We start from the raw sequence: 15,246 nt of genomic DNA, 5'->3' as shown, positions 1-15,246 counted from the left end.
AGACGTGATGGCCGAAGGCTCGCCCTTCCAGAGTTTCTTCATGGCCGGCTTCGAATGCTCCAGCCACAGACGCGCCGATGGCCGACGCCTGGATCTGCTCGCCAGCACCGGCCATGACCGCTGGGCCGCGGAAGACTATGGTGCGGTGGCCGCCCATGGCCTGCGCACCGTGCGCGATGGCGTCCGCTGGCACCGGGTGGAGGCCCAGGCCGGGCACCATGACTGGTCGAGTGTCCTGCCGCAGGTGCGAGCCGCGCGGGCGGCCGGCGTCCAGGTGATCTGGGACCTCTGCCACTATGGCTGGCCCGATCACCTGGATATCTGGCGGCCGGCCTTCGTCGATGCCTTCGCCCGTTATGCCGCCGCCTTTGCCCGCCTGTTGCGGGAGGAGGGAGAGACCCGTCCCTGCCTGGCGCCGATCAACGAGATCTCCTACTGGGCCTGGGCCGGCGGCGATCAGGGTCTGTTCAATCCCGGCGCTCGCGGCCGCGGTCAGGAGCTCAAGCATCAACTGGTGCGCGCCAGCATCGCCGCCATCGAGGCGATTCGAGCCGAGTTGCCCGCGGCGCGCTTCCTGGCCATCGATCCGCTGATCCATGTGGCCGCGCGCCGCCCCGAACAGCGCGAGGCCGCGGAGGGCTATCGCCAGGCCCAGTTCGAGGCCTGGGACCTGCTCAGCGGGCGCCAGTGGCCAGGGCTGGGCGGGCGCCCCGATTACCTGGACATCCTGGGTCTGAACTACTACTCCGACAACCAGTGGTATCTGGGCGGTGGCACCCTGGCGGCGGAGGATCCGGCCTATCGACCCTTGCAGGGCATGCTGGCCGAAGTCCACCAGCGCTATGGCCGGCCGTTGCTGATCGCCGAGACGGGGGCCGAAGGCCCGGCGCGCGCCGCCTGGCTGGAACACGTGGCCGATCAGGTCGGGCGGGCGCTGCGCCAGGGCGTGCCGGTGCAGGGCATCTGCCTGTATCCGGTACTCGACTATCCCGGCTGGGACGATGACCGCCTCTGTCCCACCGGGTTGTTCGGCGTGGCCGACGGGGCAGGGCACCGGGCGCTGCACGAGCCTCTGGCCGAGGTCCTGCAGCGTCAGCGCCAGCTACTGGCAGGCGGAGAGGGGCGATGAGCGCAGCTCGGCGCCGCGAGCGGCGGCGCGCCGAATGGCCCCTGCCGGAACGGGTCGGCGCCTTTCTCTGGCGCTATGTCCGCCTGCGCCCCTGGCACTTCGGCGGCCTGCTGTTGCTGGTGGTCGGCGCGGCGACCTGCGCGGTGGCGGTGCAATACGGCATGAAGCTGCTGGTCGATGCCATGGCCGACCCGGCTCGCCGGGCGGCGGTGTGGGGGCCCTTCTGGCTGTTCATCTCGCTGATCGTGCTGGAGAACCTGTTCTGGCGTAGCGGTGGCTGGCTGGGTTGCCGCACGGTGGTGGCCAGCTGCGCCGATCTGCGCGTCGATCTGTTCCGCTATCTCACCGGCCATCCGATGCACTACTTCTCCCAGCATTTCGCTGGGGCTCTGGGCAATCGCATCTCCGCCACGGGAGTGGCCGCGGGGGCCATCTACGGCGGCCTGGCCTGGAAGATCATGCCGCCCTGCGTCGACTTCATCGGCGCGGTGGTGGTGCTCTGCACCGTGGACATGCGCATGGCCGGGGCGCTGGTGGCCTTCGTGCTGATCGTGGCGCTGGTGATCACCGCCTTCGGCATTCGCGGGCGGGCGCGGCACCAGCGCTTCGCCGCTCAGTCGGCCCATGTCGGCGGCGAGCTGGTGGACCTGGTGCAGAACGTCTGGACCATCAAGGCCTTTTCCGCCCGAGAGCGCGAGGTGCAGCGACTGGCCCAGGCCATCGGCGTAGAGGCGCGTGCCCAGCGCAGCAGCTGGATGCATCTGGAGCAGGCCCGGGTACTCCACGACACCTGCCTGTCGCTGATGGCCGGCGGTATGCTGGCCTGGGCCATCGCACTGTGGAGCCGCGGCAGCATCACCGCCGGCGACGTGGTCATGGTCAGTGCCCTGACCTTTCGCATCCTGCACGGCTCCCGTGACCTGGCCCTGGCGCTGGTGGACACCACTCAGCAACTGGGCGCCATCGGCGAGACCCTGCGCATCCTTATCCAGCCCCACGGCCAGAGCGACGTCGAACGGCCCCTGACCCAGGCGCGCGGCGCCCTGAGCTTTACCGGCGTGCACTATCGCTATCCCGATGGTCGGCAGGTGTTCCAGAGTTTCGATCTGGAGGTGCCGGCCGGCCAGAAGATCGGGCTGGTGGGGCCGTCGGGCGCCGGCAAATCGACCCTGATCGGCCTGTTGCAGCGCCTCGACGATATCCAGCGGGGGAGGATCTGCATCGATGGCGAGGACATTCGCACGGTCAGTCAGGACAGCCTGCGCCAGCGCATCGCCGTGGTGCCCCAAGAGACCGCGCTGTTCAATCGCAGCATTCGCGAGAACATCCGCTATGGCCGGCCGGAAGCCAGCGACGCCGAGGTGGAGGCGGCGGCCCGTCACGCCTATTGCGACGACTTCATCCGCGAGTTGCCGCTGGGCTACGACACCCCGGTGGGCGAGCGCGGCGTGCTGCTTTCCGGTGGTCAGCGCCAGCGTCTGGGCATCGCCCGGGCCTTTCTCAAGGATGCGCCCATTCTCATCCTCGACGAAGCCACCTCGGCGCTGGACAGCCATTCCGAGACGGTCATCCAGCGGGCCCTGCTGGAGTTGATGGAAGGCCGCACCGTGGTGGCGGTGGCCCATCGGCTCTCCACCCTGACCGGCTTCGACCGCATCCTGGTGCTGGAGCAGGGCGTCATCGTCGAGGACGGCCCACCGCAGCGGCTGCGCGAGGGGGAGGGCAGTTTCGCTGCGCTCTGGGACCTGCAGGCAGCACCCTAGCGAACCTAAGTCCTTGTATGGCTTGCAACTTCGCCCCAACCGCGTAGAATGACGCACCTCACCTCAGGGTGAGGCGTTATGGTGGCTCTGTCGGTCCCCCCGCAACGATCAACCGTGAACCCGGTCAGGCCCGGAAGGGAGCAGCCGCAGCGGTGATGTCGTGTGCCGGGGTGTGGCTGGCGGGGCCACCTCCATTTCTGCCCCGCGCTTTTCCTCTTCCGCGTTTCCCTCCCCTTTTTCCGCCTCGTCTCCCAGCGCTCCGCGAACCACGCCACAGGGCTTTCGTGACGAAATGCACTGTTTTGGTTCATGGCTCTGTGCCATCATGCGCGCCGTACCCTCACCACTGGACAGATGTCCAAGGATCTCTTGTGAAGAACGGACTCGAATGCGCAGGACGCGCCCTGAGCAATGGCCTCCATCCCTATCGTGTCGACTGCCGACGTGGCACCGAGACGACGCTGGTCGCGCAGATCTACCACCCCAGCGAGCCCCTGCTGCTGATCAGGATCGACCTGACCAACGAAGAGGCGATCAATCCCTTCAAGATGAACGCCACCGTGACCCGCCTGCGCGGCCAGCTGGATGCCCTGGCAGCCTATGTCGCAAGCGTGGTCCTGGCCGATGGCGAAGACCGCTGCCAGCGTGCCTGAAACGGCTTTCTACCCGCCGTTTTCCCTCCTGATCGCTTGAAAATCCGCCAGGCTGCCTCCATCTAGGGAGGTAGCCACAGCCCACCCGACGTCGCCCCGATGCCACGCCGCGGGATGCATTCGCGGCCCCTCTTCGTTAGCATGGGCGCCCCCACGTCTTCTCCTGATCAGGTCTCGATGAGTTACCAGGTTCTTGCGCGCAAATGGCGCCCGCGGTCATTCCGCGAAATGGTCGGCCAGACCCATGTGCTCAAGGCGCTGATCAATGCGCTGGACAACGAGCGGCTGCACCACGCCTATCTGTTCACCGGTACCCGCGGGGTGGGCAAGACCACCATCGCGCGGATCCTGGCCAAGTGCCTGAATTGCGAGACCGGTATCAGCTCCACGCCCTGTGGCAGCTGCTCGGTGTGCCGCGAGATCGATGAAGGCCGCTTCGTCGACCTCATCGAAGTGGACGCCGCCAGCCGCACCAAGGTGGAAGACACCCGCGAGCTCCTGGAGAACGTGCAGTACGCGCCGTCCCGCGGTCGCTACAAGGTGTACCTCATCGACGAGGTGCACATGCTCTCCACCCACAGCTTCAATGCCCTGCTCAAGACGCTGGAAGAGCCACCGCCCCACGTCAAGTTCCTGCTCGCCACCACCGATCCGCAGAAGCTGCCGGTCACCATCCTCTCGCGCTGCCTGCAGTTCTCGCTGAAGAACATGCCGCCGGAGCGGGTCGTCTCCCACCTGCAGCAGGTGCTCGCCGCGGAAAGCATTCCCTTCGAGGACGATGCCCTCTGGCTGCTGGGGCGTTCGGCCGATGGCTCCATGCGCGATGCCATGAGCCTGACCGACCAGGCGATCGCCTTTGGCGAGGGCAAGGTGCTGGCGGCCGACGTGCGCGCCATGCTCGGTACCCTCGATCATGGCCAGGTCTACGATGTACTCCAGGCCTTGCTGGACGGTGACGGTCGCGCGGTGCTGGACGCGGTTCGCCATCTGGCCGAGCAGGGCCCCGACTGGGGCGGCGTGCTGGCCGAGCTGCTCAATGTGCTGCACCGTGTGGCCATCGCCCAGGTGCTGCCCGATGCCGTGGACAATGGCCAGGGTGATCGCGAGCGGGTGCTGAGCCTGGCGCAGACGCTGCCGGCGGAAGATGTCCAGTACTACTATCAGCTGGGTCTGGTCGGGCGGCGCGATCTGCCGCTGGCACCGGATCCGCGCCACGGCTTCGAGATGGTCCTGCTGCGCATGCTGGCCTTTCGGCCCGCCGGTGCGGTGGTGGCCGAGCGACCGGCACTAAAGACGACGGGAGCCAGCCCGGCCACGGCTGACTCCAACCCCCGTCCGGTGGCCGCGGCGGTTCCGGCAGCGGCTGCGCCTGTGCCTGCGCGCCCGTCGGCACCCGAGGCAGCACCTGCGCCGGTGCCGGCAACGCCTGTCTCCAGTAATACCACCCCTATAGAAGAGCCGGTGGATCTCCCCTGGGAGGATCCTGCGCCCGTGGCGGTCAAGGCGGTTCCGGCTCCGGCTGCAGCTCCGGCTCCGGCTCAAGCTCCGGTCGAAGCGTCTGGTGCGCCGGTCGCCCCCAGGGCGCTACCGACTCCCCAGGTCGAAGCGACTCCTGACGCTACGGTGATCGCCGAATTGCCCGCGGACACCTCCGGTGACGATCTGGACGGTGACGAAGAGCCGCCGCCGGCCGAGGATTACTACGAGGTAGGGCTGGACGACTACCTCGACAGCCTGGGTGAGCCGGCCGCCGAAGCGGTGGCCGCGGCGCCAGCGCCGGCGGTGCAACCGGCCACCGGTCTGGCAGCCGATTGGCAGACCCTGTTCCCCGACCTCAAGCTGGGCGGGTTGACCGCCAGCATCGCGGCCAACTGCACCCTGGTGGCGGTGGACGGCGATCGCTGGCACCTGCACCTGGATCCGGCGCAGAGCGCGCTGTTCAACGCCAACCAGCAGCGCCGGCTCAACGATGCGCTGAATCAGCAGCAGGGACGTCCCATCACGCTCGAGGTCACCATCCAGACCCCCGAGCAGGAGACGCCCGCCCAGGCCGCCGCCCGGCGCCGGGCGGAGCGTCAGCGGCAGGCGGAGCAGTCCATCCAGGACGATCCGTTGATCCGCCAGATGATGCAACAGTTCGCCGCCACGGTGCGCGCGGGTACCATCGAGCCGGTCGACACCCAAGCCTGACCGGTTTTCCATTCATAGTTCGAGGTAGCAGACATGATGAAAGGTGGCATGGCCGGCCTGATGAAGCAGGCCCAGCAGATGCAGGAAAAGATGCAGAAGATGCAGGAAGAGCTGGCGAACGCCGAAGTGACCGGTCAATCCGGCGCCGGCCTGGTCAGCGTCGTCATGACCGGCCGACACGACGTCAAGCGCGTCAGCCTGGACGACAGCCTGATGCAGGAGGACAAGGAAATCCTCGAAGACCTGATCGCCGCCGCGGTGAACGACGCCGTGCGCAAGATCGAGCAGAACAGCCAGGACAAGATGTCCGGCATGACCTCCGGGATGCAGCTGCCGCCCGGCTTCAAGATGCCTTTCTAGGTTGTTCCAGCTGCGGGTGTCCAGCGGGCACCCGTCTTTCCCGCCTTCCAGTACGGTAGTCCATGAGCTTCAGTCCCCTGATTCGCCAATTGATCGATGCGCTCCGGGTCCTGCCCGGTGTCGGCCAGAAGTCCGCCCAGCGCATGGCCCTGCAACTGCTCGAGCGCGAACGCCAGGGTGGCCAGCGCCTGGCCTCTGCCCTCAGCGCCGCCATGGAAGGGGTCGGCTACTGCCAGCGCTGCCGTACCCTCAGCGAAGACCAGATCTGCGGCTTTTGCGCCGACACCCGGCGTGACGACAGTCTGCTCTGCGTGGTGGAGGGCCCCATGGACGTCTTCGCCGTGGAGCAGACCGGCTATCGCGGGCGCTACTTCGTGCTCAAGGGGCACCTGTCGCCCATCGACGGCCTGGGTCCGGACGCCATCGGCGTACCCGAACTCGAGCGGCGCGTCAGCGAGGGCGGCTTCACCGAAATGATCATCGCCACCAACCCCACGGTGGAAGGCGAGGCGACCGCCTACTACATCGCCCAGCTGCTGGCGCCCAAGGGCCTGACCATCTCGCGTATCGCCCATGGCGTGCCCCTGGGTGGCGAACTGGACCTGGTCGATGGCGGCACCCTGACCCACGCCTTCGCCGGGCGCAAGCCGATCAGTCTCTAGCGCTCTACCTTGGCCGTCTGCGCACCTCGGACGCGGGACACGGCTGTATCTTGTGATCGAGAAGCATTATCATTATCGGAAATCAGCGGCTTCCGAGGATGGTGATGCAGACGCTCGAGTCCGACCGGTATGGACACATCCGGACCCTCTACCAGGATCATCACGGCTGGCTGCGCGAGCGGCTGCAGCGGCGACTGGGTTGCCTGGGGCAGGCGGCCGATCTGGCCCAGGACACCTTCGTGCGGCTGCTGGCCCGGGAAGGGGAACTGGAGCGCCTGCGCGAACCTCGCGCCTTTCTCGCGACCGTCGCCCAGGGCCTGCTGGCCAACCACTGGCGGCGCCAGGCCGTGGAGCGCGCCTATCTCGAGGTGCTCGCGGCCCGACCGCAGGCCGTGCAGCCCTCACCGGAAGCCCAGGCGCTGATCCTGGAAACCCTGACCGAACTCGATGCGCTGCTCGACCGCCTGCCTGCTCGGGTGCGCCAGGCCTTTCTGCTGGCGCAGCTGGAAGGCCTCACCTATGCCGTCATCGCCGAGCGCCTGGGCGTGTCGGAGCGGATGGTCAAGAAGTACATGGCCCAGGCCATGCTGCACTGCCTGGAACTGGTGTCTTGAGTGCGCTGACGCCTGGCGGCGGCGGACCTCTGGCAGAAGCGGCGGACTGGTTCGCCGAACTGGCTGCCGACGAGGTGGATCCGGCCACCGAGCGGGCCTGGGAGCGCTGGCTACAGGCGGATAGCCGCCACGCGGTGGCCTGGGCGCGAGTGGAGGAAATCAGTGCACGCTTCAGCGGTCTGCCGCCGTCCGGGCGCCTGGCCCTGGCCCTGGCGCGGCGCGAGTCCCTGGGCCGGCGGCGGGCGCTCAAGGTGCTGGGTCTGGCGGTGGGCGGACTGGCCCTGGGCTGGGCGCGGCCGGACGACTGGCGGTTGGGGGAGGGCGCCACCCTGAGCACGGCGGTCGGCGAGATCCGTGCCTTCGACCTGACCGCCGGGGTGCCCGTCTGGCTCAACACCGACAGTCAGCTGGCGCAGGAGGCCGCAGACCGCTGGCGGCTGCTGCGCGGCGAGGTGCTGCTGGAAGGCCGGAACGGGGCGGCGCCGCTGCGACTGGACACGGCGTTCGGTCAGGTAAGACCCGGTCCGGGCTGCTGCGCAGTGCGGTTGCGTGACGACGGGCTGGAGGTCGCGGCCTATGACGGCGCCCTGCAGCTGGCGCCACTCCAGGCCCGTGCTCAGGTCCTGACCCGGGGCCACCGGGCCCTCATGACCGCGTCCGCGGTGCGGCCACTGGGGCCGGTCGATCCGGGGCGGCAACTCTGGCGCCAGGGGCGGCTGGTGGTGGACGACTGGTCGCTGGCGGCGCTGGTGGCGGAGCTGGGGCGCTATCGCCCAGGCCTGCTGACCTGCACCGCCACGGTCGCGCAATTGCGGGTGGTGGGCAGCTATCCCCTGGCTGACACCGACCGCGCCCTGGCCGCACTGGCCGACAGCCTGCCGGTGCGGGTGGAGCGACGCCTGCCCTGGTGGGTGCAGATCGTACCCGCCTGAAAAAAAATTGCGGCGAGCGGTTCCCCTTTGGCGCGCTCGCGGGGCTTGGGGGAAACGATCTCCGCTTCGAGGCCCCTCATGCATCGCCAAACCCGTTTCACCCTGCATCCGCTGCGCCGCGCCCTGCGCGTCTTCGCCCTGGCCATGCCACTGGGCATCACCGGCCTGGCCACGTCCCAGGGCCTGGCCCAGGCGGTGCCCCTGGCGCAGGAATACCGCATCGAGGCGGGCAGTCTGGCCACGGTGGTGAGCACCTTCGCCGCCCAGAGCGGTGTACTGCTGTCGGCCCCCGCCCAGGGGCTGGAAGGTCGGCGCAGTCCGGGCCTGCAGGGTCGCTACACGCCGGCCGAGGGCTTCCAGCAGATCCTCCAGGGCAGTGGCCTGCAGGCGGTGCGCCAGGCGGATGACAGCTATCGCCTAGAGGCCATACCCGCGAGCGGTGTGACCTCCCTCAGCGAGACCACGGTGACCGGCTTCACCCTGGGCAATGCCCTGGGCGAGACCGATGGCTACCTGGCGACCCACAGCGACGTGGCCACCAAGACCAGCAAGGGATTGCTGGAAACCTCCCAGTCGGTCTCGGTGGTGACCCGCGAGCAGATCGATGACCAGGGCGCCAAGACCGTGCAGCAGGCCATGAGGTACACCCCGGGGATCTTCACCGGCCAGATCGGCGCCTCCAATCGCTACGACTACGTGGTGATGCGCGGCTTCGCCGACAACAGCGTCGACAACGTCTTTCTCGACGGCCTCAAGACCATGGGCGACAGCGGCACCTTCAGCTCGCTGCAGGTCGATCCCTATTTCCTCGAACGCATCGACGTGGTGAAGGGACCGGCCTCGGTGCTCTATGGCCGCAGCCTGCCGGGCGGCCTGGTGGCCCTGACCAGCAAGAAGCCGCTGTACCAGCCCTACCACCAGGTCCAGGCCACCCTGGGCAATCTCGGCCAGCGCGGCGCCGGTTTCGATTTCGGCGGACCGCTGGACGAGGAGGGGCATATCGCCTATCGCCTGGTGGGGCTGGCCCAGCACAGCGACACCCAGTTCGATCACGTGGAGGAAGAGCGCTATGCGCTGGCGCCCAGTCTGGCCATCGACCTGAGCGACGACACCACCCTGACCCTGCAGGCCTATCTGCAAAAGGATCCGGATGGCGGCTACCACAGTGGCGTCCCCGCCGAAGGCAGCCTCTATCGCCGCAATGGCCGCTACATCAGCAACCACTTCTTCGACGGCGAGCCCGATCACGACAAGTTCGAGCGGACCCAGCAGATGGTCGGCTATCAGTTCGAGCACAGCTTCAACGACGTCTGGAGCGCGCGGCAGAATTTCCGCTATGCCAAGTCGCGGGTCGAGCTGGAGCAGGTCTATGGCTACGGCTATGTCGGCAGCAGCGACCTGCTCAATCGCTACTACTCCGGCGGCCGCGAGAATCTGCACGCCTATACCCTGGACAACCTGGTGCAGGCGGACTTCGACTGGGCGGGCAGTCGCCATACCCTATTGGCTGGCCTGGACTACCAGCGCCGCTGGACCCACGTCGACTGGCCCAGTGGCACGGCAGATCCGCTGGACGCCTTCGAACCGAGCTACGGTGGCCAGGTGACCGTCTACCCGGGCAGCGAATATCGCCGCGAACTGGAGCAGACCGGCGTCTACCTGCAGGATCTGATCGAACTGGATCGCTGGCGTTTTTCGCTCGGCCTGCGCCAGGACTGGGTGGAGATCGGCATCGAGGATCACCAGGCGGGTACCCGCAGCAGCGCGCGCCGCGGCCAGGCCAGCGGGCGCGCCGGGGCGCTCTATCTGTTCGACAACGGCCTGGCGCCCTACCTGAGCTATTCCACCTCCTTCAATCCCAATGCCTACAACGATGCGGCGGGCAATCCGCTGGAGCCCACCGAGGGCAAGCAGTGGGAGCTGGGCCTGAAATACCAGCCGCCGGGCAGCGCCAGCTTCTACACCGCCTCGCTGTTCCACATCACCCAGGAAAACGTGGCGACCAAGCTGCCCCAGGAAGACTTCTATTCCTCGGTGGGCGAGATCCGCTCCCGGGGCCTGGAGCTGGAGGGCCATCTGCAACTGGCTGAGCGGCTCAAGCTGCTGGGCAGCTACACCTTCACCGACATCGAGTACACCCAGGCGCTGGACGGCACCCAGGGCAATACGCCGAATCAGGCGCCGCGGCACCAGGCGTCGCTGTGGGGGCAATACGAGCTGGCGGGACCCCTGGCGGGCTTCAGCGTCGGCGCCGGGGCCCGCTACGTGGGCACCAGCTGGGCGGACAAGGCCAATACGCGCAAGGTACCGGCCTACACCCTGGTGGACGCCATGCTCGCCTATGACTTCACCCGCCTGGGACTGCCGGGGCTCACGGCGTGGGTCAATGCCAACAACGTGCTGGGCAAGGACTATGTGGCGTCCTGCTACAGCCTAGACTTCTGCTACTTCGGCGAGGAGCGCAACGTGACCGCGACGGTCAGCTACAGCTTCTAGGGGCCAGGGGTCCTGCCGCTCAGGCAGGACCCCTGGCCTCAGCCTTCCAGCTGACCGCCGGCCAGGGCGCAGAGGCGGGCGGAATCGAGGATGCGCACCTCCTTGCCTTCGGCCGCCAGCACCCCGCTCTGCTGGAAGCGGGTGAAGACGCGCGACACGGTTTCCACCGCCAGGCCGAGGAAGTTGCCGATCTCGTTGCGCGACATGCTCAGGCGGAATTGCTGGGCGGAAAAACCGCGGGCATGGAAGCGCGCGGAAAGATTGACCAGGAAGGTGGCGATGCGCTCGTCGGCGCTCTTCTTCGACAAGAGCACCATCATCTGCTGGTCGTCGCGGATCTCCCGGCTCATCACCCGCAAGAGCTGGCGGCGTAGTTGCGGCAGCTGCTCGGAGAGTTCGTCCAGGCGCTCGAAGGGGATCTCGCAGACGGTGGTGGTCTCCAGCGCCCGGGCCGAGACCGGATAGCGCTCGGTGTCCATGCCCGACAGGCCGACCAGTTCGCTGGGCAGGTGGAAGCCGGTGATCTGCTCCTCGCCGGCATCGCTCAGGCTGCTGGTGCGTAGGGCGCCGGAGCGCACCGCATAGACCGAGCCGAAGGTATCGCCCTGCCGGAACAGGTGGTCACCCTTGGCCAGCGGCCGGCCGCGCTTGACGATCTGGTCGAGGGCGTCCAGGTCTTTCAGATCGAGCGACAGCGGCAGGCACAGCGAGGCGAGGCTGCAATCCTTGCAATGGGCCTGGGCGTTGCGCAGCTTGAGGGGCTCGGTCATGGGGGAGGGTCGCTTCTCGTCTGGTTCCAAAAGTCTAACTTTAGCAGTCGTGGCAGGCATGGGTCATATCACCCGGGAAAAGCGCTGATTGTCGTGGCCTGGCAGATAGCGGTCGAACAGCATGCACAGGGCGCGGATCAGCAGGCGGCCCGGCGCCAGCACCTGCAGGCCGCGCGCATCGAGGCGGATCAGGCCGTCGGCGGCCATGGCCTCGAGGTGCGGCCAGGCGTCGGCGAAGTACTGGCGGAAATCCAGCTCGCAGCTGCGCTCGATGGCGGCGAAATCCAGCTGGAAGTGGCAGATCAGCTGGGCGATCACCGCGCCGCGGATGCGGTCGTCCCGCGAACGGCGCAGGCCGCGGGCCACTGCCAGTTCGCCCTGACCCAGGCGTTCCTGGTAGCGGGCGAGATCGGGGGTGTTCTGGCAGAGCACCTCGCCGACCTGGCTGATGGCGGAGACGCCCAGGCCCAGCAGGTCGCAGTGGCCGTGGGTGGTGTAGCCCTGGAAATTGCGCTGCAAGGTGCCGTCTTCCTGGGCGATGGCCAGGTCGTCGTCGGGCAGAGCGAAGTGATCCATGCCGATGTAGCGATAACCCGCTGCCAGCAGCTGTTCCACGGTTCGCTGCAGCATCTCCAGCTTGGCCGCGGGGTCCGGCAGTTCGCTGGCTTCGATGCGCCGTTGCGGCGGAAAGCGCTGCGGCAGATGGGCGTAGTTGAACACCGACAGGCGATGCGGCTGCAATTCCAGCACCCGCTCCACGGTGTGGGCGAAGCTGGCCGGGGTCTGCCGCGGCAAGCCGTAGATGAGGTCCAGGTTGATGGAGCGATAGTCGAGGGCGCGAGCGGCCTCCACCAGGGTACGGGTGTCGTCGAAGGGCTGCAGGCGATTGATCGCCAGCTGCACCTGCAGGTCGAGGTCCTGGACGCCGAAGCTGACGCGGTTGAAACCCAGCTCGCGGAGCAGGCCCATGGTGCTCCAGTCGGCTTCGCGCGGATCGATCTCGATGGAGTAGTCGCCCCGGTCGCCCTCGGCCAGGGTGAAGTGCCGGCGCAGGTCGGCCATCAGCTCGCGCAGCTGCATGGGATTGAGAAAGGTCGGGGTGCCGCCGCCGAGGTGCAGCTGTTCCACCCGCTGCCCGCCGTCCAGGTGCCGGCTGGTGAGGGCCATCTCCTGACGCAGGGCCTGGAGGTAGGCGACGCTGCGGCTGCGGTCCTTGGTGATGACCTTGTTGCAGGCGCAGTAGTAGCAGATGTTGGCGCAGAAGGGCACGTGCAAGTAGAGCGACAGCGGGCGTCCGGCCTGGCGACTCAGGCGCAGGGCGCCGAGCAGGTCGAAGGGACCGATGCCGTCGTGGAATTGCACGGCCGTGGGGTAGGAGGTGTAGCGGGGGCCGGCGCGATCGTAGCGGGCGATGAGGTCGGCGTCCCAGACGAGGGCGGCTGTCATGCCGGGCTCCAATGGTTTCGAGGTGCCCAGTGTGAGGGGCGCGGCCTGCGCTTTATTGATCCAGATCAATGGATAGCCGGTTAAGCTTTGGCGTTTGGACGAGGAGTAGCCCATGGCAGACGAGTTGTACCTCGACAGCTTTCGCGAATGCCGACCCGCGGGTCCGCCGCTGGCGACCCTGTTGCTGGCCCATGGGGCGGGGGCAGGGATGGACAGCCCCTTCATGGAGCAGCTGGCCGAGGCATTGGCGCGGCGCGACATCCGCACCCTGAGATTCGACTTTCCCTACATGGCGCGGGCCCGCGCCGAAGGCCGGCGCCGCCCGCCGAATCCGGCGCCGGTCCTGCTGGAGCACTGGCGGGCCATTGTCGCCACCTGGCGCGCGGCAGAAAGCGGTCCGTTGTGGCTGGCGGGCAAGTCCATGGGCGGGCGGATGGCCAGTCTGCTGGCCGATGAACTGGGCGCGGCGGGCCTCGTCTGCCTGGGCTATCCCTTCCATCCGGCCGGCAAGCCCGAGCGGCTGCGTACCGAGCATCTGGCGACCCTGGCCACGCCGACGCTGATCGTCCAGGGCGAGCGGGATGCCTTGGGCACGCGGGAGGAGGTGGCCGGCTATGCCCTGGCGCCCACTATCGAGGTGCAGTGGGTCGCCACCGCCGACCATGATCTCAAGCCGCTCAAGAGCAGTGGCCTGAGCCAAGCCCAGGCGTTGGCGGAGACGGCGGGCTGGGTGGCGGACTTCGTGCGGGCGACGATTACGCGGTCGCTACCCTGATGGATCGGGTTGGTCGATTCCCGGCCACCCTGTTGCTAGGGCAACAGCTGGCAGGCAGCTGTAGCTCAGGCCACAGGTGGAATGAGCTTGCCTCTAATGCCAAGTTACTGATCTGAAAAGAGTTAAGGACTTGGTTCGGTTCTTGATTGAAGGCTCAGGGTCACTGTTTCGCTCGCCCTCGCGGCGAGCCCAACCCGGAGAACCCTTGCATGTCGCAGAACCCCGTCAAATTCGCCTATTGGGTCCCCAACGTCAGCGGCGGCCTGGTGGTCAGCACCATCGAGCAGCGCACCCACTGGGACATCGACTACAACCGCAAGCTGGCCCAGCTCGCCGAGCGGGCCGGTTTCGACTATGCCCTGACGCAGATCCGTTTCACCGCCGGCTACGGCGCCGAATACCAGCATGAATCGGTCGCCTTCAGCCATGCGCTGCTGGCCGCCACCGAGCGTCTCAAGGTGATCGCCGCCATCCTGCCCGGCCCCTGGAATCCGGCGCTGGCGGCCAAGCAGCTGGCGACCATCGACCAGCTCACCAATGGCCGGGTCGCCATCAACCTGGTGTCCGGCTGGTTCAAGGGCGAATTCCACGGCATCGGCGAGCCCTGGCTCGACCACGACGAGCGCTATCGGCGTTCCGAGGAATTCATCCGCGCCCTCAAGGGCATCTGGACCCAGGACAACTTCAGCTTCGCCGGCGACTTCTATCGCTTCCGCGACTACACCCTGAAACCCAAGCCGCTGCAGCAGCCGCATCCGGAGATCTTCCAGGGCGGCAGCTCCCGCGCGGCGCGGGACATGGCGGCGCGGGTCTCCGACTGGTACTTCACCAACGGCAACACCCCCGAGGGCATCCGCGCCCAGGTCGAGGACCTGCGCGCCAAGGCCGGGGCGAACGGTCACTCGATCAAGGTCGGCGTCAACGCCTTCGTCATCGCCCGGGACACCGAGGCCGAGGCCCGCGCGGTGCTCGACGAGATCATCGCCAAGGCCAACCCCGAGGCGGTCCAGGCCTTCGGCCACGAGGCACGCAATGCCGGCGCGGCCAGCCCGGAAGGCGAGGGCAACTGGGCCAAGTCCAGCTTCGAGGATCTGGTGCAGTACAACGACGGCTTCAAGACCAACCTGATCGGTACCCCCGAGCAGATCGCCGAGCGCATCGTCGCCCTCAAGGCGGTGGGCGTGGACCTGGTGCTGGCCGGCTTCCTGCACTTCCAGGAGGAAGTGGAGTACTTCGGCCGGCGGGTGCTGCCGCTGGTGCGCGAACTCGAAGCCCGGCTCGCGGCCCAGGCGGCCTAGGATAGGGCTCACCCGGAACGCAGGTGCGTTGGCGCAGCATGACCCGGGTGAGCTGAGGCCAGGCGGCGAAAACGGCCAGGTACAGCTTCAGTGCGAGACCCAAGGCCGGAAGCCTTTCCCAGGGTGAGCTAGGCTCAGGTAATAGCCAGGGAGCCGAC

The 15,246-nt window shown here is 67.6% G+C and carries 13 protein-coding genes and 1 other RNA gene; 12 read left to right on the top strand and 2 right to left on the bottom strand.

Features of this window, described 5'->3' with window-relative positions; all coding sequences use genetic code 11:
* Positions 1 to 7: 7 nt before the first annotated feature.
* The 10 genes from EC839_RS14900 to EC839_RS14855 all read left to right on the top strand — a co-directional run bounded on the left by EC839_RS14900 (position 8) and on the right by EC839_RS14855 (position 10,799).
* Positions 8 to 1,129, top strand: coding sequence for a hypothetical protein (locus EC839_RS14900; RefSeq protein ID WP_007162242.1), 1,122 nt, complete (start codon positions 8 to 10; stop codon positions 1,127 to 1,129).
* Positions 1,126 to 2,892: an ABC transporter ATP-binding protein gene (locus EC839_RS14895; RefSeq protein WP_132832728.1), complete on the top strand. Its 1,767-nt coding sequence runs from the start codon at positions 1,126 to 1,128 to the stop codon at positions 2,890 to 2,892. The genes EC839_RS14900 and EC839_RS14895 overlap by 4 nt, the downstream gene beginning before the upstream one ends.
* An 88-nt stretch (positions 2,893 to 2,980) precedes the next feature.
* Positions 2,981 to 3,077: signal recognition particle sRNA small type (gene ffs / locus EC839_RS14890), an RNA gene on the top strand.
* A 186-nt stretch (positions 3,078 to 3,263) separates the two neighbouring features.
* Positions 3,264 to 3,545: a hypothetical protein gene (locus EC839_RS14885; protein WP_007162244.1), complete on the top strand. Its 282-nt coding sequence runs from the start codon at positions 3,264 to 3,266 to the stop codon at positions 3,543 to 3,545.
* Positions 3,546 to 3,722: 177 nt separating this feature from the next.
* Positions 3,723 to 5,735, top strand: coding sequence for a DNA polymerase III subunit gamma/tau (gene dnaX / locus EC839_RS14880; RefSeq protein ID WP_132832727.1), 2,013 nt, complete (start codon positions 3,723 to 3,725; stop codon positions 5,733 to 5,735).
* Positions 5,736 to 5,768: 33 nt separating this feature from the next.
* Entirely contained in the window at positions 5,769 to 6,095 is a 327-nt protein-coding gene (locus EC839_RS14875; protein WP_007162246.1) for a YbaB/EbfC family nucleoid-associated protein, read from the top strand.
* Positions 6,096 to 6,157: 62 nt separating this feature from the next.
* On the top strand, positions 6,158 to 6,757 hold the full coding sequence (gene recR, locus EC839_RS14870; protein ID WP_007162247.1) for a recombination mediator RecR: 600 nt from the start codon (positions 6,158 to 6,160) through the stop codon (positions 6,755 to 6,757).
* A gap of 104 nt (positions 6,758 to 6,861) precedes the next feature.
* Positions 6,862 to 7,371 (top strand): sigma-70 family RNA polymerase sigma factor, encoded by a 510-nt coding sequence (locus tag EC839_RS14865; RefSeq protein WP_039976252.1) that lies wholly within the window; start codon positions 6,862 to 6,864, stop codon positions 7,369 to 7,371.
* Entirely contained in the window at positions 7,368 to 8,303 is a 936-nt protein-coding gene (locus EC839_RS14860; protein WP_007162249.1) for a DUF4880 domain-containing protein, read from the top strand. The genes EC839_RS14865 and EC839_RS14860 overlap by 4 nt, the downstream gene beginning before the upstream one ends.
* A gap of 78 nt (positions 8,304 to 8,381) precedes the next feature.
* Positions 8,382 to 10,799, top strand: coding sequence for a TonB-dependent siderophore receptor (locus EC839_RS14855; RefSeq protein WP_007162250.1), 2,418 nt, complete (start codon positions 8,382 to 8,384; stop codon positions 10,797 to 10,799).
* A 38-nt stretch (positions 10,800 to 10,837) separates the two neighbouring features.
* On the opposite strand, the gene fnr is transcribed toward EC839_RS14855, so the two are convergent.
* A complete protein-coding gene (fnr, locus tag EC839_RS14850; protein ID WP_007162251.1) occupies positions 10,838 to 11,569 on the bottom strand; it encodes a fumarate/nitrate reduction transcriptional regulator Fnr in 732 nt (243 codons plus the stop codon).
* 63 nt (positions 11,570 to 11,632) lie between these two features.
* Positions 11,633 to 13,015, bottom strand: a complete 1,383-nt coding sequence (gene hemN / locus EC839_RS14845) for an oxygen-independent coproporphyrinogen III oxidase (RefSeq protein ID WP_007162252.1) — start codon at positions 13,013 to 13,015, stop codon at positions 11,633 to 11,635.
* Between the two features lie 112 nt (positions 13,016 to 13,127).
* Here hemN and EC839_RS14840 point away from each other — a divergent pair, with 112 nt between their 5' ends.
* Both EC839_RS14840 and sfnG read left to right on the top strand, forming a co-directional pair.
* On the top strand, positions 13,128 to 13,790 hold the full coding sequence (locus tag EC839_RS14840; RefSeq protein ID WP_007162253.1) for an alpha/beta family hydrolase: 663 nt from the start codon (positions 13,128 to 13,130) through the stop codon (positions 13,788 to 13,790).
* A 209-nt stretch (positions 13,791 to 13,999) separates the two neighbouring features.
* A complete protein-coding gene (sfnG, locus tag EC839_RS14835) occupies positions 14,000 to 15,088 on the top strand; it encodes a dimethylsulfone monooxygenase SfnG (protein WP_007162254.1) in 1,089 nt (362 codons plus the stop codon).
* Positions 15,089 to 15,246: the final 158 nt, after the last annotated feature.

It is taken from the genome of Pseudomonas sp. JUb52, from assembly GCF_004341115.1.
Lineage (GTDB): Bacteria > Pseudomonadota > Gammaproteobacteria > Pseudomonadales > Pseudomonadaceae > Chryseomonas > Chryseomonas oryzihabitans.
This window is presented reverse-complemented; position numbering and strand designations above follow the sequence as displayed.

What these genes read in the sequence shown, in the direction of transcription:
- EC839_RS14895 (WP_132832728.1), top strand. Translation starts at nt 1,126, where the DNA reads ATGAGCGCAGCTCGGCGCCGCGAGCGGCGGCGCGCCGAATGGCCCCTG.
- fnr (WP_007162251.1), bottom strand. Translation starts at nt 11,569, where the DNA reads ATGACCGAGCCCCTCAAGCTGCGCAACGCCCAGGCCCATTGCAAGGAT.
- EC839_RS14875 (WP_007162246.1), top strand. Translation starts at nt 5,769, where the DNA reads ATGATGAAAGGTGGCATGGCCGGCCTGATGAAGCAGGCCCAGCAGATG.
- sfnG (WP_007162254.1), top strand. Translation starts at nt 14,000, where the DNA reads ATGTCGCAGAACCCCGTCAAATTCGCCTATTGGGTCCCCAACGTCAGC.
- hemN (WP_007162252.1), bottom strand. Translation starts at nt 13,015, where the DNA reads ATGACAGCCGCCCTCGTCTGGGACGCCGACCTCATCGCCCGCTACGAT.
- EC839_RS14840 (WP_007162253.1), top strand. Translation starts at nt 13,128, where the DNA reads ATGGCAGACGAGTTGTACCTCGACAGCTTTCGCGAATGCCGACCCGCG.
- recR (WP_007162247.1), top strand. Translation starts at nt 6,158, where the DNA reads ATGAGCTTCAGTCCCCTGATTCGCCAATTGATCGATGCGCTCCGGGTC.
- EC839_RS14865 (WP_039976252.1), top strand. Translation starts at nt 6,862, where the DNA reads ATGCAGACGCTCGAGTCCGACCGGTATGGACACATCCGGACCCTCTAC.
- dnaX (WP_132832727.1), top strand. Translation starts at nt 3,723, where the DNA reads ATGAGTTACCAGGTTCTTGCGCGCAAATGGCGCCCGCGGTCATTCCGC.
- EC839_RS14900 (WP_007162242.1), top strand. Translation starts at nt 8, where the DNA reads ATGGCCGAAGGCTCGCCCTTCCAGAGTTTCTTCATGGCCGGCTTCGAA.
- EC839_RS14855 (WP_007162250.1), top strand. Translation starts at nt 8,382, where the DNA reads ATGCATCGCCAAACCCGTTTCACCCTGCATCCGCTGCGCCGCGCCCTG.